Annotated in this window: 13 protein-coding genes and 1 pseudogene; 2 read left to right on the top strand and 12 right to left on the bottom strand. The window is 64.6% G+C overall.

The features are described from left to right. Positions 1 to 129: 129 nt before the first annotated feature. The 3 genes from M1P90_RS33680 to M1P90_RS33670 form a co-directional block, all read right to left on the bottom strand. Positions 130 to 2,568 (bottom strand): immune inhibitor A domain-containing protein, encoded by a 2,439-nt coding sequence (locus tag M1P90_RS33680; RefSeq protein WP_483700252.1) that lies wholly within the window; start codon positions 2,566 to 2,568, stop codon positions 130 to 132. Between the two features lie 1,008 nt (positions 2,569 to 3,576). Then, entirely contained in the window at positions 3,577 to 4,473 is an 897-nt protein-coding gene (locus M1P90_RS33675; RefSeq protein WP_483700250.1) for a sugar phosphate isomerase/epimerase family protein, read from the bottom strand. 23 nt (positions 4,474 to 4,496) lie between these two features. Next, the gene (locus M1P90_RS33670) at positions 4,497 to 4,937 is read right to left on the bottom strand and encodes a hypothetical protein (RefSeq protein ID WP_483700249.1); all 441 of its coding nucleotides are present in this window, start codon (positions 4,935 to 4,937) and stop codon (positions 4,497 to 4,499) included. 87 nt (positions 4,938 to 5,024) lie between these two features. On the opposite strand from M1P90_RS33670, the pseudogene M1P90_RS33665 reads away from it, so the two are divergent. After that, positions 5,025 to 5,090 (top strand): annotated as a pseudogene (locus M1P90_RS33665) (pentapeptide repeat-containing protein); the annotation flags it as partial. Positions 5,091 to 5,147: 57 nt separating this feature from the next. Here M1P90_RS33665 and M1P90_RS33660 read toward each other — a convergent pair. The 7 genes from M1P90_RS33660 to M1P90_RS33630 form a co-directional block, all read right to left on the bottom strand. Further along, positions 5,148 to 6,410: an ArgE/DapE family deacylase gene (locus M1P90_RS33660; RefSeq protein WP_483700248.1), complete on the bottom strand. Its 1,263-nt coding sequence runs from the start codon at positions 6,408 to 6,410 to the stop codon at positions 5,148 to 5,150. Beyond that, the gene (locus M1P90_RS33655; RefSeq protein ID WP_483700246.1) at positions 6,403 to 7,113 is read right to left on the bottom strand and encodes a CTP synthase C-terminal region-related (seleno)protein; all 711 of its coding nucleotides are present in this window, start codon (positions 7,111 to 7,113) and stop codon (positions 6,403 to 6,405) included. The genes M1P90_RS33660 and M1P90_RS33655 overlap by 8 nt, the downstream gene beginning before the upstream one ends. A gap of 65 nt (positions 7,114 to 7,178) precedes the next feature. Continuing rightward, positions 7,179 to 8,030, bottom strand: a complete 852-nt coding sequence (locus M1P90_RS33650; RefSeq protein ID WP_483700245.1) for a GNAT family N-acetyltransferase — start codon at positions 8,028 to 8,030, stop codon at positions 7,179 to 7,181. A 278-nt stretch (positions 8,031 to 8,308) separates the two neighbouring features. Continuing rightward, positions 8,309 to 10,375 carry a substrate-binding domain-containing protein gene (locus M1P90_RS33645; protein WP_483700244.1) on the bottom strand — a complete coding sequence of 689 codons (2,067 nt, stop codon included), beginning with the start codon at positions 10,373 to 10,375 and terminating at the stop codon, positions 8,309 to 8,311. Between the two features lie 253 nt (positions 10,376 to 10,628). Beyond that, the gene (locus tag M1P90_RS33640; RefSeq protein ID WP_483700242.1) at positions 10,629 to 11,837 is read right to left on the bottom strand and encodes a peptidoglycan-binding domain-containing protein; all 1,209 of its coding nucleotides are present in this window, start codon (positions 11,835 to 11,837) and stop codon (positions 10,629 to 10,631) included. 20 nt (positions 11,838 to 11,857) lie between these two features. Further along, on the bottom strand, positions 11,858 to 18,487 hold the full coding sequence (locus M1P90_RS33635) for an Ig-like domain-containing protein (RefSeq protein ID WP_483700241.1): 6,630 nt from the start codon (positions 18,485 to 18,487) through the stop codon (positions 11,858 to 11,860). A 238-nt stretch (positions 18,488 to 18,725) separates the two neighbouring features. Next, complete coding sequence (locus M1P90_RS33630) at positions 18,726 to 21,317, bottom strand: PBP1A family penicillin-binding protein (RefSeq protein ID WP_483700240.1); 2,592 nt, start codon at positions 21,315 to 21,317, stop codon at positions 18,726 to 18,728. Positions 21,318 to 22,039: 722 nt separating this feature from the next. Between M1P90_RS33630 and M1P90_RS33625 the strand changes: the two genes are divergently transcribed. Beyond that, positions 22,040 to 23,875 (top strand): binary toxin-like calcium binding domain-containing protein, encoded by a 1,836-nt coding sequence (locus M1P90_RS33625; protein ID WP_483700238.1) that lies wholly within the window; start codon positions 22,040 to 22,042, stop codon positions 23,873 to 23,875. Positions 23,876 to 23,983: 108 nt separating this feature from the next. Here M1P90_RS33625 and M1P90_RS33620 read toward each other — a convergent pair whose 3' ends face one another. Together M1P90_RS33620 and M1P90_RS33615 are read right to left on the bottom strand one after the other, a co-directional pair. Next, a complete protein-coding gene (locus tag M1P90_RS33620) occupies positions 23,984 to 25,303 on the bottom strand; it encodes a sedoheptulokinase (protein WP_483700236.1) in 1,320 nt (439 codons plus the stop codon). 29 nt (positions 25,304 to 25,332) lie between these two features. Then, positions 25,333 to 25,785, bottom strand: a complete 453-nt coding sequence (locus M1P90_RS33615) for a pyridoxamine 5'-phosphate oxidase family protein (RefSeq protein WP_483700235.1) — start codon at positions 25,783 to 25,785, stop codon at positions 25,333 to 25,335. Positions 25,786 to 25,814: the final 29 nt, after the last annotated feature.

Genomic DNA, 25,814 nt, shown 5'->3' with positions numbered 1-25,814 from the left:
GCCATACGCGCCACCGCCAGCGCCTTCGCCGGCGGGCACAAAAAACCGCGCCCGGTTGCCCGGGCGCGGTGTTCCGATGATGTTTATGCAGCTGCGGCTTTTACCCCACGCGCTGCCTTCCGCCGAATGTTACTTCGACGGGCCGATGTCGATGAACATGTAGAAGCCGTGATCGGCGGTGTTGCGCACGCGAATGGTCGTGCCAGTCTTCGGCACATCCACGCCCGACCAGCCCACCTGGTAGCGGCCATGGCTTTCGGGTGTGTGGCCATCGCTGGCGTACCACCATGTCTGGTTGTCGTCGAACACGCGCTGCGCCGGCAGCGACGGGAAGCGCGTGGGCACGCCGTTCTTGTGGAGCGTGATCGACTCGGTGCGGTCGCGGTTGAAAGTCGAGTCGTACGACTGGATGCGCGGGCGCGCCAGCGTACCATCCGACCAGTGCAGCGGCTGCGGGTGCGCGTCGACCGGCAGCACCAGGCCAGCGCCGGGGTGATCGCCAACGTTGTTATCGGTGTACTGGTCGTTCCAGTAGCTGATCAGCAGGCCGTCCTGGTAGCGGAAGAACTCCACCCAGTCGGGCTTGGTGGTGCCGTAGCCAAAGTTGTAGGCGTTGCGCAGCGAAGCGTCGTAGCCACGGTAGCCGCGGTTCTCGCCAATATAGGCGTTGAAGTAGGAAGCGGTTTCCACGCCAGTCGAGACATGGAAGCCACCCTCGGCCGGGCTGTACGTCCAGCCGCCGTCGGTTTCTGCGCCATCGGCCGCGCCGCCCGCGATCGAGATCTCATCGACCGCGAAGCCCTGCTCGGCAACCGCGCCGTCCGTCCAGTAGCGGAAGCCCAGCAGCACGTTGCCGCTGTATGCGCTCAGGTCGGCCGTCAGGTCAACCCACGCGCCGGCCGAGCTGCCGGTGATGCCATTGCCAAAATTCTGGCCGTTCGGGTCGTCGGCGGCCGAGAGGTTGGTTGGCACGCCCGTCCAGCTTGCGCCGCCGTCGGTCGAAACGACGACATAGGCGTAATCCCAGCCTTCTTCGATCTCGTAGCGCGCTTTTGCGGTGAGCGTGGCATTGGCCGGCAGAGTGACCTGCTTATACATCAGGTTGTCGAGGTCGTTGCCCGAGCCGCTGTAGTAGAAGTTGCTGCCAGCGAATGGCGCGCCAATGTCGGTGGCGACTTCATTTTGGGGCAGCACCACAAAGAAGGCTTGCGGGGTGTTCTTGGTTGCACTATTCGCCGGGCCAAGCTTGATGCTAGCCTGTTCGCCATGGCGTACCACCTGGTAGAACGCGCCGCCGGGGCAGCTTGGGCAGCCCAGCCAGCCAAGCTGGAACTTCTCGTACGCGCCCAGATCGGTCGGGTCGTCGCCGATGCCGTCGGTGCCGCGATGATTGCCATACGAGCCGCTGGAGTAGAGCGTCCAGAAGCCGGTCGAGTTCTCGGCGCCGCCGGTGTTGCCCGAGGTATCATACAGGTCGGGCAGGCCCAGGTCGTGGCCGAACTCGTGCGCGAACACGCCCAGGCCGCCGTTCTCGGGCTGAATCGTATAGTCGCCAACCCACACGCCGGTTGGGTTTGCCGGAATGGTCACATTGGCGCCATTCGGGTCAGACACACCGCCCTCGCCGATCTGAACGCCACCAAATGGCGCGAAGCCATCCGGCCCGGCCGAGCCAAACGGGTTGATCTGCGCGTACCAGCGGTGCGACCAGATCGCGTCCGAGCCCTGCTGCGGGTCGCCGGCCGCCTGGTCGCCGCCCGCGTGCACGATCTGGAAGTGATCGATGTAGCCATCTGGCTCGTCGAAGTTGCCGTCGCCGTCGTAATCGTAGCGATCCTGCACGTCGAAGGTCTTCAGGTAGGCCTGAATCTCCGGCATGGTCATGCCAGCCGCCAGCTGCTCCTGCACCCAGAAGGCCAGGGCATCGCGGATCAGGAACCAGGTGTTGCTACAGGTGATGCCGCCACATACGTCGCGGCCGTAGCGCGCTTCGTTGAACGGCACCTTCACCCACTCGGTCACTTCGCCTGCAACCGAGTAGCGGCCCGACGACTGCGACTCCCAGTACTTCGCCATGCGGGTGAAGTACATGTTTTCGTAGTGGGCGCGATCATAGTCGGCCTGCCACAGCGTCGAGTTGTCGAGCTTGCGATCCGGCTCAGGGATACTGTTATGCATCGGCCCGTCAAACGTCAGCGCATCGCTGGCGGGCGTGCCATCGGCGTTGGTGTCGGGGTAGGCCGAGTGGCGCGTGTTGCCAAATTCCGCAATAACCACAAAGACCTTGTCGGTCTGCTCGCGCGAAAGCTCGACATACTTGCCATTCGAGACCTGGACAACCGGGCCATTCGCTTTGCCATTCAGCCGCGCCTGAAGCGCTTGCTGCCGCATTGCGTTTTCGCGCGCGGTGAGCGGGCCTTTTAAGTTGTCGCTAACATTCTTCACCGGCCCATCGCCTGTGCTTGGGGCACGTGGGGCGGGCGGTGCGGCGAAAGCCGAGCTTGCCAGCATGCTCAGAATAACACCGAGCACCAGCATTATGCTCATTCGCGTCCGACGACTTCGCATTCTCTGTCCTTCCTTCTGTTCCTATGAATTGCAAAAAGCGCTGGAACAACCCTGTTGTACAGGGCGGCGTAACTACCGGCAAGGCAAACGGCCCGCCGCAGCTACCATGCATTCAAAATATGCGCGAACCTCCTTTCGCGGGCATAAAAAAGCCGCCGCAGTAGCAAACTGGCGGCGAACAACACACAGCCGCGAAGCATATTGCTGCGCTGCCGGGGAAATTTGCGCGACGCACGGGCGATCGGGCGCAAAGACTTTGCGTGAAGAAACAACCAGCATGCAAGCAACTCTGCCTACACTCACGCGCGATACCGCTCGCCATTGAACGATACGAAACGCGACATGGTACAAACTTTGCCAAAAAAAGCGCCATACAACAACGAAAAGACACTGGAACAACCAGAGTCTATGGCAAAGCGGGCCGTTCACATGGCCCAACATCAACTTTATACTAGTATTAATGAGATAGCGCTAGTATACTCATCTGTTCTTCATCTGTCAAAACATATGAAAGAATTGTAATGAGAATCTCTCGCAATCAGTGTATTTATGTTATCCCGTTCTATTCAGCATCATTATGCCAGCGCACAGGTACAAACCCTGTTATGCGATATTAGTGATACACACGGTACAGGCATGCGCCCGCAGCACCACATCGGCCCGGGCAAACCAACAAAATAACATTTTCGTCATAGCGGTATTTTTTTCGTTAAGATCTGGTTCCACGTGGCAGCAATGAGTACTCTGGAAAATAACTTTCCCTGTACTCAGCTTCCAGGAAGCTCAAGCCAGTTTCCTTGAATCTGATAGCCAGATGAGCTTCCTGGAAGCTTGCCCGTTGTATAAAAGAGCTTTCATTCCAGAGTAATGAGCCTGGCAGTTTAGGAAATTTTGGGCGCCCGAAGCAGCCGTAGATTTTTTCTTGCACCGGGCGCAGCAATAAAAATCGAGGGCAGCAAAGCCACCCCCGACCACCAGCCTTTATGGGCATAATCGCACGGACGGAGATCACACGCCAGCGGCGCGCATATGCTCGCCTGCCTGCTTGCACGCTTCTTCAGCGCCAAGCGCGGCCAGGCTCTTGTCGAATGGCTCGGGCGTCACCGGGCCGTCGTAGCCCAGCTCGCGCAGCACACCCAAAAAGCCGGCCAGGTCGATCACGCCGGTTGCGCCGGGCAAGCGCCGCACCTGGTCGTGCTGGTCTTCGGGCGCAATGCCGGCGGGCGCGTCGTTCACATGCACATACACCACGTCGTTGCGGCGCAGGCTGCGCAGGTCGGCCAGCGCACCAAGGCCGGTGTACCAGTGGTAGCTATCGACCAGCAGCCCAACGTTCGGGCCAATCGCCTCGGCCAGGCCAAGCATAGCGTCCATGCTGGAAATAAAGCCATAGCGGCGCTCGGTGCGAATATGGCGCGGGCCAATGAACTCCAGCCCCAGCTGGCAGCCATGCTCGTTCAGCACGGCGGCAATGGGCTGGAGGCGCGCGACGTGGTGGGCAAAGTTTTCGCGGAAGGGCAGGTCGTTCGAGGCTGGCATGATCCAGGTGTGAACGCGCGTGCAGCCCAATCGCTGCGCGACGGCGGCCTGGGTCGCCAGCAGGTCGAGCGCGCTCTGCTCGTACTCGTTGCGCCAGTCGAGCGGCAGGCCAGCCCCGCCGGCGCGCAGCCCCGAGGCTTCGAGCATATGCGCAACGTCGTCGGCCGAGCGCTGGGCGGCCAGGTCGGCGGCTTCGGCCAGCCCGATCTCGACGCCTTCCCAGCCGGTTTGCGCGGCCAGCTCAATCGCGCTCGGCAAGTCAACGCGGTATCCCAGCGCGTGCGGGCTTAGTGTGCGGTACATACGGCTCCAGTGCGGCGTCGCGGGTGGCGCGGCGCGGCCTTGCGGCGAATGCGGATGCGGCATTCTAGCACACCCGCCGGGTGGCGCTACTGCGGGAAGATGCTGAGGTCGTTTTTCTGCTCAAGCAGCTCGCGGGCTTCGGCCAGCCATTCGGGCGCAACACCAAGCGCCTCGGCCAGCGCGCCGACCTGCGGGTGCTCAGCGAGGTTGGGGCTGCTCGCCAGTGCCGCGTCGAGCACATTCAGCAGCAGGGCGCGGCGCTGGCCGGGGTTGAGCCGCTCGCGGGCTTCGGCCAGAAAGGCGTCGAACGGCACCTCGGCGAGGAAATACTCGACGCGCGCGACCAGGTCGCGGTCGGGCGCGATGCCACGCGGGCCACGCGGCCAGAAGCCGGCAAGCTCGCCGGTGGCAGGGTTGGCGTAGGCGCTGCGCGCGCCGGCCATGTGCCCCAGCGCAACAACCAGCGCAGCGGCTGGCGTGAGCGTGCCGGGCGGGTAGTAGGCGTCGAGCTCAACCCATGAACCCATAGCGCGATCTCCTGAAACCGACGAAGGGCGTATTGCAATACGCCCAGACCGAGAACCACGGAACCACGGAACCACGGAACCTGCAACCTGCAACATTCAAACCTGCAACATTCAAACCTGCAACATTCAAACCTGCAACATTCAAACCTGCAACATTCAAACCTGCAACTTCTCCGTGTCTCCGTGGTGAAATCGTCCTGCGCCGTTTCGTCACCCGTCGTGGCCGCAGAAGCGCAGCGCGGTGAGCGCGAGCGTGCGCGTCGCGGCCAGCAGATCGTCCAGCGGCACAAACTCGTCGGGGCGGTGCGCCACACGCACATCGCCGGGGCCAAACATCACCGTTGGCGTGTTGCCAACATTCACCAGCAGGCGCATGTCCGCGCCATAGGTCATGCCTTCGAGTTGGGGCATGCCGCCCGCGTCGGCAAACGCGCCCGCCACTGTCGTCGCAATCGGGTGGTCGGTCGCGATGGCGGCGGGCTCGAAACGGCCGCCCCACCATTCCACCACGGGCGGGTGATCGTGCAGCCACGGGTCGGCGGCGGCGGCGGCGGCGACGGCCTGCTCAAGCTGGCGCTGCGCGGCGGGGATATCTTCGCCAATCGCGATGCCGTAGCGCCCTTCGCACTCCAGGCTTTCGGCCACGCTGGAAGCCCAGGTGCCTGCGCGCACCGTGCCAATGCAGATCGCGTAAGGCAGCGCATAGCGCGCATACAGCCCGCTGGCGGCGTTCGCGTTGCGCTCGCGCTCAAGCGCCATCAGCGCCATGTAGACCGGGAAGAACTTCTCGATCGCGCTGACGCCTTCTTCGCGCACGCAGCCGTGGGCAGCCAGGCCCGGCACCGTCACGCGGAAGTTGAGCGCGCCCGCCTGCGCCGGGGCGATCCGCAATTCGGTCGGCTCCATAATCACCGCGCCATCGGCACCGTAGCCGCGCAGCACGGCCGCCAGTGTGCCGATGCCGCCGTCTTCCTCGCCGATCACGCTTTCGATCATCAGCCGGCCGCGCAGTTGCACACCCGCCGCCTGAATCGCTTTCGCAGCAGCCAGCGCGCAGCACAGCCCGCCCTTCATATCTACCGCGCCACGCCCGTAGACGCGCCCATCCGCCACGGTGGCCGCGAAAGGCGCGTGCTGCCAGTTCGCCACGTCGCCAGCAGGAACAACGTCGGTATGGCCGTTGAAGATCAGGCTGCGACCGCCCTGCCCCGCGCCAAGCGAACCAACCACGCCCAGCCCGCGCGCCCGCTCAACTTCCCACGACGCTTGCGGGTGGCGCTGCAATGCGGGGAAATCAAGCTCCCAGGCATCGACTTCCAGGCCGACCGCGCGCATCCACTCGGCCACATGCTGCTGCACGGCAAACTCTTCCGGCGTGCCATCCAGGCTGGGGATGGCAACCAGCTCGCCCAGCAGCGCCAGCAGGCCGTCCAAATCGATTGCGTCGAGCACGCGCCGCTCGGTTTCATTCATGGTGGTGCTCCCGCGCAGCGCGCAACAGCGCCACCGCCAGCGGCGGGGTTTGCTCACGCAGGGCGGCGCGCTCGGGCTGGAACAGCGTGGCAATGAAAAACGGGTGATCGTCAAGCTCGACGGCGCGCACATCCCCGGCCGCATCGGCAGCCGTGATATGGAGCCGCCTGTCGCGCAGTAATTCTGCATACGCAGGGTTCACACCAAAATTGCAGTTGAAGCCCTCGTGGATACTGGGCTGGCCATAGATTGCGCGAATGCGCGAGCCGGCGAACAGCTCGATTGTGGCGGTGGTTTCGGCCAGCGAGCAGGCCAGCGGCGCGATCAGCGGCAGGGTCGCGTCGGGATTCGACTCGGCGTGGTCGGCCTCGGCCAGGCCAAGCACATTGCGCGCATACTCGATCAGCGCGTGCTGAAAGCCGCCGCAGGTGCCAAGAAATGGCACGCCGCGCTCGCGCGCAAAACGGATGCCAGCCAGCGCGCCGTCCATACTCTCGTAGGGGCTGCCTGGCACGCACCAGATCGCCTGAACGTCGCGGAGCGCGGCAGTGCTGGCCGCGAGCGCGGCGGTGCCGAGCCACACTGGCTCGGCGCGGCACTCAGCGGGGGTGGCGGCAAGCTCAAGCGCGTGGGGAATGGCACGGTGCGCGGTGATCGCGTGGTCGTGGTCGCCAATCAGGGCAACCCGAATCGTGGTCGTCATGCTGTGTTCCTGTCTCGTCGGCTCGCGCTGATTATAGCGCATCTCGCGCCGCGCCGAGAGCAGGATCAGGCGCGGCCGTGCAGCTCGGTGCCGAAGCGATACATAGTCGAGTCGATCACTGGCTCGTAGCCAATCGCCTGGTAGATCGCGTTGGAAGTGGGGTTGGTGAGGTCGGTGTAAAGCATGCAGAACTCGTAGCCCTGGTTGAGCAGCATTTGGCTGAGCGCGGCCACGCAGGCGCTGGCATAGCCGCTTTTGCGGCGCGCCGGGGGCGTGTACACCGCGTTGATGCAGATGCCGCGCCGCGACGGGCGGGCGCTGCCGGCCATCGACACAGGCTCGCCATCGTCCCACAGGAAAATTTCGCGATTGGCGATACGTTGCTGCGCCATCGCGCGCGCCCCTTTCAGGGAAATTGCTGAAAGCGCCTCGGTGGAAAAAGCATGCAGCCAATCGGCCACGATTGGCGCGTCGTCGGGGGTGGCGGCGCGCAGCGCGCCAGGAATGCCGGTGCGCAGCCGCACCTCGCGCAGCTGGTAGATGCGCTGGCTCATAAACACGCCAAACGGCTCGCCCGTCACTTCCGACCAGCGGCGCGCAAATGCTTCCGAGAGCGCCACTTCGCCAACCACGCCGGGCGGCGACCAGCCGTTTTCATGCAGATTATGAATGAGCATATCGAGCGCGATGGTGCTTGCCTGGCCAGCCAGCGTCAGGAAGAAGGGCGGCGTCAGCACTGCCGCCAGCAGCGGGCTGTCGGAATCGATCGTGGCCAGGTAGGGCGGCTGCTCGGGTGGGTGCACGGCCAGGCGCGCGCTGAGGCCCAGAATAATATTGTGCACAATCTCGCGCTCTTCGAGCCAGTTGCGGGTGCGCGCTTGAAACTGCTGCGCTTGCGAATACACGGTGATCTGCATTGTTCATACCTCCGTATGGTTCAAAACGCCCAAACGACCTTCGCAGTTTCGGGTTGGTCCGGCTGGTTTACGCTTGCGTACAATCTGCGCCTTTATGGAGTAAACGGCGGCAACGGGTGCTTTTGCGCACGTACATTGGTGATGCAAGAATGCTGGTGGCAATCCCGTTCATATAGCCACAAAGACTCGAAGACTCGAAGACTGTAGAATTTCCGAAAGACCTTCGTGCCTTTGAGTCTTCGTGGCAATCGTTCCTGACAACCTTATTGGAAAGGCTTCTAGCGGCGCACCAGCGAGCGCAGGGCGACCTCCAGCGAGGGCTGAGTAATGATCTGCTGCAAGTTGATGCCCAGGCTCACAATGCTTTGCGCAATCTCGGGGCGAATGCCCACCAGAATGACCTGCGCGCCCAGCAGCGTGGCGGCCTGCGCGGTCTGGATGAGCGTGTTCGCCACCTGGGTATCGACAATCGGCACGGCGGTAAGATCGAGCAGCACGGTGCTGGCGTGGTGCTGGCTCACGCCTTCGAGCACGGCGTTGATCACGTGCTGGGCGCGGCTGGTGTCGATCGCGCCGACGAGCGGGATGAGCAGCACGCCTGCCAGCAGCGGAATAATTGGCGCGCCCAGATCGCGCACCGTGCTCGCCAGCACGCGCTCGTTCTCATACGATTGGCGCAGCTCATTCACCAGCTGGCGGCGCTCGAGCATGGTGGCGAGGTGTGTAGCCCACATGATCAGCTGGTCGGTGCCGCCCTCGGCGAGGCGCAGCTCGGCTGGCACCAGCGTTCCCGCCAGCGCGAGGTAGCCCCAATCCTGGTTGTTGGTTTTGAGCGGCAGCAGCAGCGTGGTGGGCGTGTCGGCGGCAGATTGCGGGGCGGGCAAAAGTTCCAGCGGCGGGAATTGCGCTGCGAGGTAGCGCTGGCCAGCTTGGGCGCGGCTGGTGGGTGTTTCGCTGTAGGCCTGGTCGATCAGCAGCATGCCCGAGGAGGGGTTGCCGCCCTGCCAGAGGCCCAGGCAGCCCCACACGATTTGCGTGTTCATCAGCCAGTTGAGCTGCTGGGCCTGCGGGTTCGATTCGTCGAGCAGAAGCAGGCTGATGCGATTGGTATGCTGAACGGCAGCTTCGAGGTAGCGAATGCGCCCTTCCTGGTAGGCCCGGTAGCTGCGCATCATTTCAAGGCGCATGCGATCAAGCAGCGCGCGGGCCTGTTCGCTGAGATCGCTGCCGTAGCGGGCAGTAATGGCGCGCTCGAGCAGCGCAATGGTGGCTTGCTGCGACTCGATGTTGGCGCGCAGGGCCAGGTCGGAATTCCACAGGCCGCCAAGCGCGCTAAGGTCGGTATCGGCCGTGCCGGCCAGCGCGGCAGAAACGGTTGCGGCCAGCGCGGCGACCTCGGGCCAGCGCTCGGCAATTGCCGCGTCGGGCGCGATTGGCACCGGGTGCGCGAGCGTTTGCACCAGCGCGCGGCCAAGCTGCGCCTGCCATTCCTGCTCGTCGGCGCTGTCGCCTTCGGCAAGCTCGATCTGCGCGCTGCTCTGGCAGCCGCACGATTGGCGCGGCAGAAACTGCACCGGCGTGAAAATAATCTGCGGTTCGCCCGGGGCGGCCAGCTCGGCCAGGGCTTGCTGGGCGGCAGCAACGCCGAGCTGCTCGAAGCTCTGGCGCACAGTGGATAAAGAGGGCTTGACCGACTGCGCAAGCGGCACGTCGTCGAAGCCAATTACAGCCACATCACCGGGGACATTGTAGCCCGCCTGCTGGAGCGCCTGCATAATGCCAAGCGCATTCAAATCGGTTGCGGCGACGATGGCGGTGCAGGGCATCCCACGCTCTATCAGCGTTTGCACTGCGCGCTTGCCCGCTTCCACCGAGGTGTCGCTCGCAAACACCACGCGGTTAAGATCGAGCGCCTGCCCGCGCTGCGCAAGCGCGGACTGGTAGCCCTCGTAGCGCTCCTGAATATCGCCAAGCTCGGTCCAGCCAACGAACGCGATCTGCTCGTGGCCGTGCGCTGCAAGGTGCTGCATAGCCGCTTCGATGCCGCCGCTATTGTCGGGCAGCACCGCCGAGCAGCGCAGCGGCGCGGTGCGCATGCCGATGCTGACGGTGGGCTTGCCTTGCGGCAGGAGCGCATTGGCATCGCCGCCATTTGACATCACCAGCCATGCGTCGACGTTGCCGCGCGCGATCTGGGTTGCCGCAACGTCTTCGGCAGTGCCCTGGATGACCAGCACATTGAGGTGGTGCTGACGCGCAACGGCCTGCACGCCAAACAGCACTGTGTTAAAAAAGTAGCCGAAAGGGAAGCGTGCTACGATGCCCAGCGTCCGTGGCTGTGTCATTATAATGAGCTCTTTTCTGGGGTGATACGACAGAATGCCTTGCTCAGCTGAGGAAGGTTTTTCTTTTTGATTATACGCACGTACGCCGCTTCCGAATTACCAGAATTGGTTACAATTCGTGATCTAACGAGCGGCTGTAATAGTGGGCGAGCGAGGTGTTCTTGAATTCGTTGGGCGCAGTATGTTCTTATTCAGATGCCGCGCCCGGCGACGCTGGGCGCGGCATCTGAAAGAAAAGAAAACGGATGTGGCATCACACGCCGCAGCCGGCACCGAGGACTTGCGCGACCTGGCCGCCGTCGAAGGTGTAGGCGGTTGTGGCCGCGCCTTCGTAATAGGTTTCGTGCAGAACCAGCTCCATGCGCCCGTCGCCATTCAGATCGAGCACGCCAACAAGGTCGTGCTGGTTGGGCGCATTGAATTCTTTTGGCGCAGGGTAATACTCGGCCGCAACGGGAATGGTTTGCGCACTGCCGCCCTGATTTTTAACGATCACAACCAGCGAGTAATCGCCTGCGGCGGCGTCGGGGGAGGGGAAATCGCCGCCATTCAGGTAGCGCGTCGCTGCGATCAGCATTTCTTCAGCGCCGTCGCCATCAAGGTCGGCGCGCACGGCCTGTTTTATGCGCACGTCGGGCTGGGCGATGCCCTGCGCGCTGAGCAGGGACGTGACAGTTCCAATTACCTCGGGGGAATTTGCGGGCACAGCGGCCGGGGTGCGCGGCAGGGGATTCCAGGCCCCTGCGACGCCAATTGCCCCAGCCGCGGGCGTGGCCGTGCCCAGGCGAACGTTGACGAGCTCGGGGCAGGGCTCGCTGTTGGCTTCGGGGCGGCTGCCAGCAACCATTCCGGCCGGGCTAGTGCTGGAAACAAGCTGGTAGCGCTCGCCGCCGCGCAGCTGGGCGGCCACTGCCTTAGCGTCGAGCCACTGGCCGGCCTGCACGCCACCCAGCAGCCAGCCATGTTCGGCGTCGACAATTGCCGCAACCGATGGCGCAGCGTCGCTGGCGCTAAACAGTCGTGCCCAGGTTTGCGGGCCAACAATGCCATCGGATTCAAGCCCATTGGCGGCCTGAAAGGCGCGCACCGCTGCCTCGGCTTTTGGCCCAAACACGCCGTCATCTGCGCCTGCTTCCGCAAAGCCAAGAGCGAGCAGACGCTGCTGCACAACGCGCACATCGTCGCCTTCCAGGGGCGGGCTGGCGAGGCTGAGCGTGCGGCCAGACACGGGCGCGGGCGCAGCGGGCGCAGCAGTCGCAGGCGGGAGGGCTGTGGCGGGCAGGGCAGTGGCAGCGGCGGGCGCAGCAGTCGCGGGCGGGATGGCGGTGGCGGGCAGGGCAGTGGCAGCAACGGGTGCAGCCGCCGTTGTGGCGGGCGCCTGTGGTTGCGCGCCACAGGCGCTGAGCGCCGCCATTCCGATCAGGAGCAGGCCCAGGCGCTGAATGGAATGTTGATGGTGCATTGCGTTTCTTTCAGCTAGAACTACGGATTTACGGTAAACACCGCGCCGTCGCTGCGCCCAAAAATCTCGGGCTGGTACATCTGGTAGGCGGTGGCGGGCAGCGTCTGGAAGGCGCCGGGCGTGGTGCCGCGCGCCAGGTAGGTGTAGGTGTAGGTGCCGCGCGGCAGGTCGCTGGCGAACAGTGCCACCCGGTCGTCGTGGATGCTGGTTTGGCCGAAATACTGCCAGTAGGGCGTGTCGGACGAGCCGAGGTTCGCGCCTTCCGCTGCCGCGCTGGATGTCTTCAGGCTGGTGTCGATTGGCTCCAGACCGGCGGGCAGCATGTCTTCCACTGCGAAGTACGGCATATCCTCCGGCACCGTGAGCGTCAGGCGCACCTGCACAACCTCGCCCAGCTTCACCTGATTCACCAGCTGCCCGGTGACCGAAAGCGTGTCGGTGTTGACGGCAACATACTCGCGCCGCACGCCCACGCCCTGGTCGAGCGCGGTGACTTTGCTGGCGTCCTGGTAGTAGCGCATGCGCAGCGTGTAATACAGCCGGCCCTTGCCCGTCTGCCCGCTGGCGGCCTGCCGCTGCAAGGTAAGCTGCGACTGCCCGCCGGCCTTGATGTCGGCCAGCGCGGTGATGACGCTGATCGGGTCGGACAGGTTGGCGCGATTGATTGCGCCTTCGCTGAGCGTGGTGCCGTCGAGCACGGCACGGTAGGTGTAGTCGGCGTCGAGCTCGCCGCTCTGGGTGAGGTACTCGGCCAGCGCCAGCAGCGAAACGGCCGACTCCTGCGTGCTTTGCCAGTGGCCGTGGTCGCGCTGCGCCATCAGGTAGCGCACGGCATTTGGCACCAGGAAGTTGTTCGGGTCGGCACGCACGAGCGCCTGGAGCGCCAGCGCGGTGGTGCGCGTGTCGCTGCTGAGGTTCCAGCTGTCGGCGACGGGTTCTTCCCAGTGCGCGTCGGTCGCGTGCATGATCGCCGTGCTCATCAGCTCGCCCACCAGCGTGCGAATCTGGTCGTCGTTGCCGCCAAGCGCTTTGAGCGTCATCAGCAGGTAGGCGCGGCCATAGACGCTGAGCTGGGCGCGTGAGTCGAACAGCGCCGTGCTGCGTCCGCGGTCGGGCTGGCCGGCTTCGCCCAGCACAAACAGGATGTAGCTGCGGGCGTTGAGCTGGCTGCGGCGCAGCGCGGCATCGGCGGGCTTCGCGTCGTCGGCAAGCGCGTTGTGCAGGTAGGCGATGCCCTGATCCAGGCGGGCTTGATCGACTGCGTAGCCGGCTTTCCGCGCCTCGATCAGCCCCTGCACGACGTAGGCGCTGAGGTAGGGGCGACTCGGATCATCGGCCCACCAGCCCCATCCTCCATCCAGATGCTGCAGCGCGTACAGGCGCTGCAAACCGGTGCTCAGGTTGGCGTCCAGCCCGGCTTTGAGCTTGGGATCGGCCAGGCCAAGCTGCGTGAACAGGCGGTAGGTGACGGCGTTGGGCAGGAAGCGACTGACCGTCTGCTCCGAGCAGTCGTAGGGGTAGGACTGCAAGTAGCTCAGCGTGCGGTCGACGCCAGCCGCCAGCGAGGGCGAAAGCTCCAGGTCGAGCTCGCCGGCAGTGGCGCCGCTGGGCGCAACCGGCGCGTCGGCGGGCACGGCAATCGTCTCGACAGTGGTGTCGAGCACCTGGCCGGCGGTGGCGACAACCTCGGGCGTGGTGTAGCGATTGATTGCGAGCGCCTGCTCGACAGCATCCTGCTGCCCGCCGCCGGCCACGCTGAAGCGCAGCACGGCCTGCCCGGCATTCGGCACCTCAACCGGCCAGCGCACCAGCGCGGTGCCGTTGGCAGGAACCGAAACGGTCTGCTTAGCATCGCCCTTGAGCGTAAGCGCGACGCGGCCGTTGTCCTGCGCCTGCTCAAGCGTGACGGTGGCCTCGATTGGGCTTGTGCCGGTGTTCTGCACCACGGCTTGCAGGCTGAGCGTATCGCCAACCGTCAGGAAGCGCGGCAGGCTCGGGCGCAGCAACAGGGGCTTGGTCGCCACCAGATCGGCGGTGGTCTGGCCCACGCGGGTGTCGGCGGAAAGGCCGCGCGCCGTCATGCGCCAGGTGGTCAGGCTGTCGGGCAGCGTCAGCTTGACCTGCGCGGTGCCGTCGGCGGCGGTGACGACGCTGGGGTTCCAGTAGGCGGTGTCGGGGAAATTGCGCCGCAGCAGCACATCCGCGCCCAGGCCGCCGCCGCCGCCCTTGTCGCCGGGCTGCAGCTTCAGCGTCACGCGGTCGACCAGCGCGGTGAGCGAGGGCGCGGTGAAGACGCCCAGCGCGCGGCGGGTGTAGAAGGCGTCGGTCATGCTTGGGTTGGGGTCGTCGGCCAGCGAGAGCACCGCCTTATCGACCAGCGCCAGGCCGATCTCGGCGCGCACGCCATTGCCGGCGTAGTCGGTCGCCTTGATCGAGTAGGTGATTTCGTCGCGCGGGCCGGCCTGCGCCTTGTCGGGCGTAACGGCGATGTTGAGCTGCTGCTGCTCGGTGGAGATCGGCAGGTTCACCAGGCCCACGCGCACGTCGGGCACGGGCACATCGCCGCCGGCGGGCTTGATCAGCACTACCGAAACGTAGATGTTCGGCGCGTATTCGGCCTTGAGCGGCACCTGCAACACCTCGGTGCGGCTCTTGAGCGTCAGGAGCTTATGCTCAATCACCGCGCCGCGCTCGATGGTCATCAGCGCCTGCATGCCTTCGTAGGGCGCAGTGACGAGCACGGCGGCGGTGTCGCCGGGGCGGTAGCTGCGCTTGTCGGCAATCAGGTCGATGCGGGCGGTGTCGTTGATGCCCCAGAAGACGTCGCCGCCATAGGCCCAGGTGTAGGCGCTGGTTTTGACCGTATGGCCGGCGTCGTCGCGCGCCTCGGCCACCACGCGGTACTCGCCGCCCTTGGGCAGCGTGAAGCTGGCAGTGGCGCGGCCCTGCGCGTCGGTGGTGGCGGGCTTGCTTTCGATCAGCGTGTCGCTAAATGTTGAAGTCCAGTAGAAACGACCGTCGGCGCCCTGCTGGCGCACGCTGTTCCACTCGCGCTGCATCAGCGAGAGCGTGAGCGCGCTGTTGGGCGCGGGGTTGCCCTGCGGGTCGAGCGTGATGATCGCGAAGTTCTGCGGTTTGCCAGCCTGCGCAAGATAGCCTTCGGGCCGCAGGCCGATGTAGATCGCGCCGGCATGAACGTTGACCGTGCCCTGCGCGGCGATCACCTGCCCATCCACATCGGTGATCTCAACATCCAGCGTCAGCGTGCGGCTGTGCGTTTCTTTCCCCAGGCTGGCCGGCAGCTTGAGCGCGAAATGGCCCTGCGCGTCGGTTTTGGCCTGGCCGTCGGCCACCAGTTCGCCGCCAGCGCGGGGCGGTTCGTCGCCGCGATACCACATATAGGCGTCGTCGATATCTTCGAAGCTGTAGTTACTTTCGTTGTCGGGGCGGAAGAAGTAGGGGTTGGCGAGCAGGCGCCAGCGCAATGGCGCGTTGGCAACCGGCCCGCTGGCGAAGTAGCTCGCGGCCACCTGCATGTCAAGCGTTTCGCCCTGCACCACGTCGGGCTTGGCGGCGGTGACATTCACCTCAAAGGCGGGCTTGCGATATTCGGCCACGCTGAACGAGCCATAGAACGAGCCAAGCGGCGCGCTCTGCGCCTGGGCCTTGCGGTCGCTTACGACGACGTTCATGCTGTAGATGCCGAGCTTCGCGCCGCGCGCCAGCGCCAGGCTGGTGTTGAAGCTGCCAAACTCGCTAAGCGTGAGCGTGGTCGAGTAGATCGTGTTGCCTTCCGGGTCGCCAATCGTCAGGTCGGCCTGCTGCTGATCGTTGGGCAGGTCGTAGGCGAGGCGGCGCTGGTCGAGCCGCAGCGCGCCGCGAATATAGACATTCTGCTCGGGGCGGTAGATCGGCCGGTCGGTGTAGAGCGCGCCAACCACCGGGCTGTTGCCGTAGTCGACGGGCAGGCCGAAGTCCCACGGGTTCACGCCCTCGCCCCAGATGCTGGTGCTGAACGCAAAACGATCGGTGCCCTGCGTCCACAGGAAGAATGGCGTGGACGCGTCGGAGGCGGGCGTGTCGCGCTGCACCACGCCGTCGGCGTCGGTCGCGCCCAGCTCGAAGGGCTCGGGCTGGCGCGTGTCGTAGTTGTAGGTCGCGCCGACGAGCGGCAGGTTGGCAACCGGTCTGCCCGTCGCCATATCGACGGCCCAGACAAACGTCTGGTTCGCACTGCGCTTGACGGTGATGGCATAGGGGCTGACGGCCATAACCTGCCGGTCGATCAGGCCGCTGCCCGCATCGACGACGAGGTAAAACAGGCCGGCGTCGAGCCGCCCGAGGTCGAGCGTGTCGAGTCGGCTGGTGTTGCGGTCGCCGGGCAAGCTGATGTCGGCCTGCTGCACCAGCGCGCCGCTGCCGGGCTGGAATTTATCCCAGAACTCGTAGTCGGTCAGCATCCTGGCGACGTCGCTGGGTTCGAGCCGGTAGAGCGCATAGCCCACCACTGGCGTGCCAACGTGCTGAATGAGCACGCGCGCGTTGACGTAGGCGTTATACGCGCCAATGCGCTGGCCAGTGCCCACCAGCGAGAGCGCAGGCGTGGGCGGCGCGGTGTGGAAGCTTACGGTGACATCCTGGCCCAGCGGCACGCCCCAGGCATCGCGCGCGGCCCCGCCGATGGTGACCGTATAGTCGGTGTCGGGTTTGGGCGCGAAATAGGCTGAATATTCGACGCGGCCAGTGTTGGTGTAGATGTCAGTGGGCGCGGGCGTGATCGTCAGGTTGCGCTCGACCGAGTCCCAGTCCATTGGCGCGCTAAAGCTGATTGTGAACGGATTGCTCAGCGAGGCGGCAGTTTCGCCCGCGCTCGGCTGCGTGCTTGTGATGCGCGGCAGCGGCGCAACGTCGAAGCGTGCGCGGTAGCGATTGGCGAGCGTGCCGCTGCCAGCCGCCGAGCGCACGCCCGGGTCGATTGCCAGCGTGTAGCGTCCGCCACGCGCAAGCGGCGCGTTGGGCGCGAAGCGGACGATCACGCCGTCGTAGCTGCGGGTTGGCACGCCATTCTCGTCGTAGTCGGTGCGCAGGTTGGGCTTGGTGCCGCCCTGGCTGAATGTGCCGGGCACGGACGCGCCATTTGCGTCGAGCAGGGCGAGCGCGCCGCGCAAGCTGCCCAGATCGACCGGCTGGTTGAAGTAGATTTCAAGCGGCTCGTCGGGCGCGGCGAACTGCTCGCCATCAAGCGGCGTACTGCCGTACACATCAGGCGTGATCGTGCTGAACTGCCAGCTATACTCGCCGCGCAGCGCGCCGCCGGTCTGGTCGCGCAGGCCGGCCGCCACGCGCACGCTGTAATCGGTTGAGGGCAGCAGACCGTTGCTTGGCGCAAACACGTAGGTGCTGGTGTCGAGCCAGCGGCCGGTGCCGGCCAGCGCGGGCGTGATCTGAAGCGGTTGCGGCAGCGATTTCTGGTCGTCGAGCGTGGTGAAGGCAACGACCGGGTGGTTGAAGCGCACGCTGATGCGGGCGGTGTCGGTCAGCACCTGGCTGGTGGATGTGGGCGGTTCGACATTCGCCACCGCCAGATCGCCGATCACCGTGAAACGCCATTTGATCGCGTCCGTGTTCAGCTTCGCGCCCTGGCTGGATGTAATGCCAGGGGCAAGATTGGCCTCGTAGGTCGCACCACGCGTCAGCGCCGCGGCCGGCTTGAAGTGGAAACCGCCCGGCGAGCGCGTGACTGTGCCACCAACCGTCGCGCCACTTTCGATATCGCGCAGCGTGAAATTCTGCCCGGCCGAATCGGCGTCCACGCCGGGGTCGAGCCGCACCTCGATCTCGCCAGCGTCGGGCACGTCGATTGCGCCATCGAAGGGGCGCGTGCCAACCAGCAGCGGCGCGGCGGTGATGAAATTCCAGCTTACTGGCTGCTCCATGCGGAACTTCCCGTCAGACGAGACATCGCTGCGCACGGTGGCGGTGTAGCGCGTCGCGGCGAACAGGCGCGTAGGGTAGAAACCGAACTGTGTGGGCGAGATCCAGCGGCCCACGCCCGGCGCGGCTGGCTCCAGCGCCAGCGGCTGGGGCAGCGTGTCGGCCAGGCGCGGATCGTCGGCGGCGGCGGCGAGCGTTGCGGCTGGCACGACCGGGCTGGCGAACTCCACCAGAATCGGCGCGTTCAGCTTGGCTTCGCCGCCATCCTGCGTTGGGCCAAATGACGCCACAGTCGCATATGGCACCGTCGCGAACGACACGGTTTGCGGCTCCTGCAAGGCGCGGCCAAACAGATTGCTGACCTCGCCGCCAATGTTCAGGCGGTAGGCCGAGCCATAGCGCATGCCGCCTTCAGGCTCGATGGTGACGGTGGTTGCGCCAGCGCGCGGGAACTCGGCCATGCGCACGGCAAAGGGCAGCGGCGGCTCGAAATGCACAGCCGCGCGCACCGAATCGGGGCGCACCCACTGGCTGAACACGATCTGGATGCCGCCCTGCGGGTTGGCGTCGGTCGCGCCATTTGCGGGCGAGATCGAAACAATCTGCGGGCCGCGCGCGGCGAGCGGGCCGAGCACCAGGCCGCCCGCCAGCAGCACCAGCGCGGCAAGAATGATGTTGATATTGCGCCAGCGGAACCAGGATCGTAGGCGTTCCATAGTCGTTTCTTTCGTTTGTTATGCGGCAGCGTTGTTTGGTATTTGAGAAATCATTGGAAAACAACCACCAAGGCACCAAGACACCAAGAAGTAATCATACTTGTTTGGCAGATACGCAAAGTAGGTTTTATAAAGAGCTTGGTGCCTTCGTGTCTTGGTGGTTCAAATATTTCAGGCTGTTCGAAAGCACAAAGCGACAAAGGCAGAGGCAATTTTGATCGCCAGATCAATTCTGCACTTACCGACCCGCCGCTTCCACCACAAAATCAACCGGCGCGCTGCGCGCTTGGCGGCCTTTTGCATCTGTCACGCGCACCTCGGCGCGGTGGCGGCCCGGCGCAAGCTGCCAGAAGACGCGGTAGGGCGGGCCGCTCAGCGCGGCCAGCGGCTGGCCATCCACCAGAATCGTCACGGTCGTCGCGTCGTCGCGGCCAGCACGCGCCTTCAGCTCGATGCGCTGGCGCTCGGCCGGGATGCCCGGGCTGAGCACAAAGGTCGCGCCGGGCGCGGGAAGGAGCAGCGCGGGGCCTGCTGGTATTGTGGCGGGCGGCGGGTTTTGCGCTGCCGCAGCGGGCGCTCCATCGGCTGCGGGCGTGTCGGCAAGCGCGGGGCATTGCGCGCGCGGCGGCTGCGGCAGGCCGGCGGCAATCGTCCACGACTCGGCCTCGGGCGGCAGCACGCGGAAGACGCGCATCACGACGCGGGCGGCGGGGTAGCCAGCTGGCGCGCGGCAGCCCAGCTCGCGGTCGAGCGCAAGCGCAATGTGGCTGGCGTCGGTCTGGGTGGGCTGGTTGCTCGCCAGAAAGCGCTCGCCACGCGTGGCCGGGCAGTTCGGCCCCGGCAGCAGCCCGCCCTCGGCGCAGATCGCCCGCTCGACAATGCCATCGGGGCGCTCGAACTGGCGCGGCGGCAGACCCTTGTGCGCGGCCAGCATCACGTCGTGCCACACCGGCCCGGCCCCGCTGATGCCGCTGATCGCCTCCATTGGCTGGCCGTCGGCGTTGCCAACCCACACGCCCACAGCGCGGTCGGGCGTGTAGCCCAGCGTCCAGTTGTCGCGCCAGTCGCTGGTCGTGCCGGTTTTCGCCGCCGCCGGCCGGTCGATATCCAGCACGCTCTGCGCGCCAAATGCCCGCATGCGCGCATAGCGGTCGGACAGAATATCGCTGATCAGGTAGGCGATCTGCGGCGACACAGCCTGAGAGGGTTCAGCCGACAATGTGCTCGTGTCTTTCGCGGCGGCGCGTTCGCCGAGCAAGGATTGGCCTGCCGCGTCGGTAACAGCGACAACTGCAAACGGCACGACGCGCCGCCCGTTATTCGCAAACGCGGCGTAGGCGGCTGTTAACTCCAGCGGCGTCACCTCGACGCCGCCCAGGGTGAGCGCAAGCCCGTAGCGGCCCGCGTTGGCCGGTTCGCCCAGCGAGCCGATGCCCAGCCGGCCAGCCATGTCCAGCAGCGCGGGCACGCCAATCGCGTCGAGCAGGCGCACCGCCGCGATATTCGAGGAGGTGGCAAGCGCCTCGCGCAGCAGCAGCGGGCCATGAAAGGTGCGGTCGTAGTTCTGCGGCGTGTACTGCTGGCCTTCGCGCGTCTGGAAGGTGCTGGGCACGTCGAGAATTTGCGAGGCTGGCGTCCAGCCGCGCTCAAAGGCGGCGGCATAGGTCAGCGGCTTGATCGCGGAGCCGGGCTGGCGCTGCGCCAGCGTCGCGTTCACCTGCCCCTGCGTGCGCGTGTCGCTGAAGTTCGGGCTGCCCACCATCGCCAGAATCGCGCCGTCGTGCGGGTCGAGCACCAGCACCGCGCCGTTGCGCACGCGATGGTCGGGGCCACCGTTGCGCGGCGTGCCCAGCAGGCCAATCTGGCGGCGCAGGCTGCTTTGCGCGGCATCGTTCAGGTCGGCGTCGAGCGTGGTAGTGATGGTCAGGCCGCCACGCGCCACGGTATCTGCGCCAAGCTGAGCAACAAGCTGGTCGAGCACATAGTTGACGAAGTGCGGCGCGCGCGGGGCCTGGTCGCCGCCGCCAAATTGCAGCGGTTCGGCCTTGGCGGCGGCCGCCTGTGAGGGCGAAATGTAGCCCGCGCGCGCCATCGCGTCGAGCACATCGGCCTGGCGTGCCAGCGCGGCCTCGCGGGCGGCAAACGGGTCGTAGCGTGAAGGTGCCTGCGGCAAACCAGCCAGCAGCGCAGATTCCGCCAGGTCGAGGTCACGCGCGGGCTTGCCAAAAAAGTGCTGCGCCGCCGCTTCTACACCATACGACTGACCGCCGTAGTAGCTCTGGTTCAGGTACAGCGCAAGAATGTCGTCTTTGGAATAGGCGGCGGTGAGCTTAAGCGCCAGCGTGGCCTCGCGCAGCTTGCGCGAAAATGTGCGCTCACGCGCCGTTGCCGGGTCGAGCAGGAAGCCGCGCGCAAGCTGCTGCGTGATCGTCGAGCCACCCGACACAATTGCCCTGCTGCGCAGGTTCTCCCAGGCGGCGCGCCCAATGCCGCGCAGGTCGACACCGGAGTTGCTGTAGAAACTGGCATCTTCCACCGCAACCGTTGCCTGGCGCAGCGCGAGCGGAATCGCCTCCAGCAGCACGGGGCGCTGCCGGCCACTAAGCGGGTCGGGCAGCTCGTAGAGCAGCTGGCCACGCCGGTCGAGAATACGCGTGCTGCCCAGCGCAGCGCGGGCGCGCAGGTGCTCAGGCGTGGGCAGCTCGGTGGAAAACCAGACGGCTGCGCCAGCAATCGCAAGCAGCACCAGCGACAGCCCCGCTGCGCGAACGACCAGCTGCCGCGCGCGCCGCAACCGCGAAGCAGGTTGTGGGAAGGGTGGCGCCGCCATACAAGCCTCCAGCGAATCCACTGTTCAAGACGAGCTGACCAGCGATGGAGTTTCGGCGTGCCGGGTGCAGGAAGGCCCGGCGGGGTAGCTGCCGTCTTTTTGCATCATACGCGCCGGCATACGGGTGCGGAATGACGCTCATCTGAGAGCGAGATGAATGGCGGGCCAGCTATGGGCACACATGAAATCAGGTTTGCGCGGGCAAAGCGCTTTGTTGAATAAACGCATGATAGTACTGCATTCCCGCGTTTGGCAAGTGGCAAAACACGCTATCAATTTCTCGAAAATACGCAGCCACATCGTTTCTGGGTGCACACTGAGATGTGGAATACAAGCCAATCCCACGAGCACCAATACAAGGCGCGGAAGCAGGCCAGGGCGCTGCGGACGCTTCTGCAAAGCGGTTTGGAACATCAGATACGTACATGCCCTGGGCTGTGACGGAGAAAATCTACGTACTTCATCTCAGTAGTACGGCGCAACGCGACAGGACAAAAGTACCAGTTGCCGATCACCTGACTGGTTCTTCGTAATACCCTCTATTAGGCCATATAAATTTTTGTCAATAGAAAATATAGTGTTTCTAATATTTCGCTGTTGCTGGTTATCCCTAGCTAGAAAGGATTTTATCCCCAAATAGCCAGCTTTCACCCTGCGGGCAATTTGCCTCCGCGCATGCAGGCACACGTAACCACGTCATCGTCACAAAGGAGTTCTTTATCATGGCACAACGCTCTACCCAAAGGAAGCTTCTTTCGTTCTTCACCATCGCACTGCTTCTCCTCGCGCCAGCGAGCTTTGCCCTGGCCGGTCCGCCCGCCGACCCCTACGCCGATGCTGTCGACTCGGCAAGCGGCTTAATTCTTAACCCGGCGAACGCAGTTGGCGCGCCTGATGGTAATGTGGCCACCGTAGTTGGGATAGCCGGGCAGAACCTGACGCTTGACATGGGCGCAGGCGAAGAAGGTGACGGCAACCTGATTGTGTACTACTCTGGGCTAACGGTAGGTGTGACGACGAATGTCGAGTTTTTGGACTCAAGCCATACGGTGGTTGGCAGCGGCACAGCCAACCTTGTTGATCTGGCGGTTGGCACACATAATGCGACCGTCACGCACTCTGGTGCGCCAGCCACCTATCGTTTCGTTCGCTTCACGAGTTTACTGTCGGCATCCTTTATCGATGCAGCTGAGACTGTGCCCGCCGACACCGACGGCGACGGACTGCCCAATAGCTGGGAAACCACCTACGGCCTCGACCCGAACAGCAACGTTGGCGCGAACGGCGCGAGTGGCGACCCCGACAGCGATGGCCTGACCAACGCCCAGGAATATGCGGCTGGCACAAACCCAAAGAGCAACGACACCGACGGCGATGGTCTGCTCGACAAGTGGGAAATCGACAACAGCCTCGACCCAAAGAGCAACACCGGCAATAATGGCGCGAGTGGCGACCCCGACAGCGATGGCCTGACGAACCTGCAGGAGCAGGCTGCCGGCACCAACCCGCACAGCAACGACACCGACGGTGATGGTCTGCTCGACAAATGGGAAGTCGACAACGGCCTCGACCCGAAGAGCAACACCGGCAACAATGGCGCGAGTGGCGACCCCGACAGCGATGGCCTGACGAATTTGCAGGAGCAGGCTGCCGGCACCAACCCGCACAGCAACGACACCGACGGCGATGGTCTGCCTGACAAGTGGGAGATCGACAACGGCCTCGACCCGAAGAGCAACACTGGCAACAATGGCGCGAATGGCGACCCCGACGGCGACGGGCTGAACAATGCGGGTGAATATGCCGCCGGTACTGATCCGCACAACCCGGACACTGATGGCGACGGCCTGACCGACAAGGAAGAAGTTGATAACAATCTCGACCCGACTAATGGCAATGGCGATAACAGTGCAAGTGGCGACGCCGATGGCGATGGATTGAGCAATGCTGAAGAAATTGCTGCCGGCACCAACCCAAACAACGCCGATACTGACGGCGATGGCTTACCCGACGGCTGGGAAGTGCAGTATGGCCTCGACCCGAAGAGCAGCGTTGGCGCAAATGGCGCGAGCGGCGACCCCGACGGCGATGGCCTGAGCAACCTGCGCGAATACCAGCTTGGCACGAACCCGAAGAGCGCGGACACCGACGGCGATGGCCTGCCCGACAAATGGGAAGTCGATAATGGCCTTGACCCCAAGAGCAACGCCGGCGCGAATGGCGCGAGCGCCGACCCCGATGGCGACGGCCTGAACAACCTGAAGGAATATCAGATCGGCACGAACCCGAAGAACAAGGACACTGACGGCGATGGGCTCAGTGACAAACGAGAAGTCGATCTTGGCACGAACCCGAAGAACAAGGATACTGACGGCGACGGCCTGCCAGACGGCTGGGAAGTTCAATACGGTTTCAACCCGAAGAGCACGGTTGGGCGCGATGGCGCATCGGGCGACCCCGACAAGGACAACCAGAGCAACCTGCAAGAATACAAGGCTGGAACGAACCCGCTGGTTGCAAACGCCATTCGGCTGTTCATCCCAGTAATCACGCGGTAGCACAGCAAAGCAACCAATTCACCAACAAACAGACAGAGGGCGATTGTGTCGCCCTCTGTCTGTTTCTTACAACTGGAAATAGAGCAATGGCGCGGGTCAAAATTGAAGTTATTTCGTATGAGTATCAGCCAGGCGAGCCAGCGCCAGCAGCCCGGCAAGCGCATCTTCATTGGTATCGCACAGGCGGTATGTTCCGCCCAGTTGCTGCATAATTGCGGCGCGCAGCGGCGGCATCGCCTGCGCCAGACCGCCCGAAAAAACCACCCGCTCCCAATCGGCAGCGGGTGCCAGCCGCTGCGCGCAGGCGTTGTACTGCCCGGCCATATACTCGAACGCGGCGCGGAAGAGGTGTCCAGCATTCAGGTTGCCTTCGTGAATATTACCAAGCGCGCCGCCACTGGCTCCCCCAAAAAACGAAAGATCGGCTGTTAAATCAGTTGTGGGCGTTGCGGCCACGGCCTGAGCAATATATCCCCATGGCTCGCCCAGCGGCAGGCCTTGCGCGCGTGGTAGTTCGGTGAGCAGATCGACCAGCAGCGCCAGCGCGCGCCCAGCCGGCACATTGGTGATGGTATGCAGCCATTGCCCACCAAAGTATGGTCGTATTCCATAATTGCCCGGCACGATCTCATTCCGCAGCAGGCTGGCCTGCGAGCCAGTGGAAATATTCAGCGAAAGTTCGCCCGGCTGCAGCGCCGCGCCAGCCAGCGCCGATTGCTGGTCGCCAATGCCGGGGAAGCAGGCAAGCGTGTGCCCGCCAAGCCGCATCTCGCCAACAGGCTGGTCGAACGCGCCGATGCGCGGCCAGCGCACGCCACCAAGCCCGAGGTGATCCAGCAATGAATGGTGCCAGTCGCCAGCGGTAATATTGAATGTGCCCTGCGCGGCCGCGATGGTTGGCTCGGTGGTGGGCTCGCGCCCACACAGCTGCCACAGCACGTAATCGACCAGCCCAAGCGCAACCGTGCCTGCAGACAGCGCGCCCGTCTCGCGCATCCAGAACAGCGCGCAGAGCGGCAGCCCGGGCCGTAGCTCATTGCCCAGCGACTGGCGGTCGGCTTCCGAAAGCTGCGCCGCCAGCCGTTCGAAAAACGTGCCGCCAGCCGGGTGTTGCCCAAGCGCGCGGCTGTCGCGCCAGGTGATGACGTTTGTTGCTGGCTCGCCGCTCGCATCGCACAGCACCAGCGCGTGCATCTGGCTGCTGAGCATCAGGCCGCTGCAATCGGGCGCGGCGCGCAGCAGCTCGGCGATCAGGTCGCGCACTGCTGCAACCACTGCGCGCGGCGCGACTTCGAAATGCCCGGCGGGCAGGCCCGGCACTGGCTCGGGGAATGGCCGGCGCTGAATCGCGCCAAGCGTGCCGCTCGCCAGATCGAGCACTGCGCCTTTGATAAAGGTCGTCCCCAGGTCGATGCCGAGGTAGCGCATGCGTTTCTCTCCGCCTTCTTCTGCCCGCCTCACGCGGCGCGCCATACGATTTTCTCGAACGGCGGCAGCGCCGACGCCAGCTCGATGCGCCACGGAATAATTTTCAGCAGCCCAAAGCCCGCCAGATCGCGAAAGATCGGCGCGGGGTCGTAGCCCAGCGGTGGCTCGACACGCAAAAACAAATCCCACACCTGCTGGCGCACGTCCATGTCGTCCACCCACTCGGCGCGCGCATCAACGTACACCGGGTTCACTGCGTCGGCGACATATGCGAGCGATACGTAGGGATTGCTGGCAAGGTGGCGCGCCTTGAACGACCCAGGGCGCGTGCCGATCCAGCACGCCGGCCCATCCCACACCGGGTGAATCACCCGCGAGCGTGGCCGACTGCGCGCATCGACCGTCGCCATATTGCACCAGACCATTGTGCGCACACGTTCCATCATTGGCGCGGCCAGCTCGTCGAATGATACCTCAGGCATCTTTTTCTCCCTTTGACATGGCACTCGTT

Source organism: Kouleothrix sp. 19917 (assembly GCF_057073505.1).
This window is presented reverse-complemented; position numbering and strand designations above follow the sequence as displayed.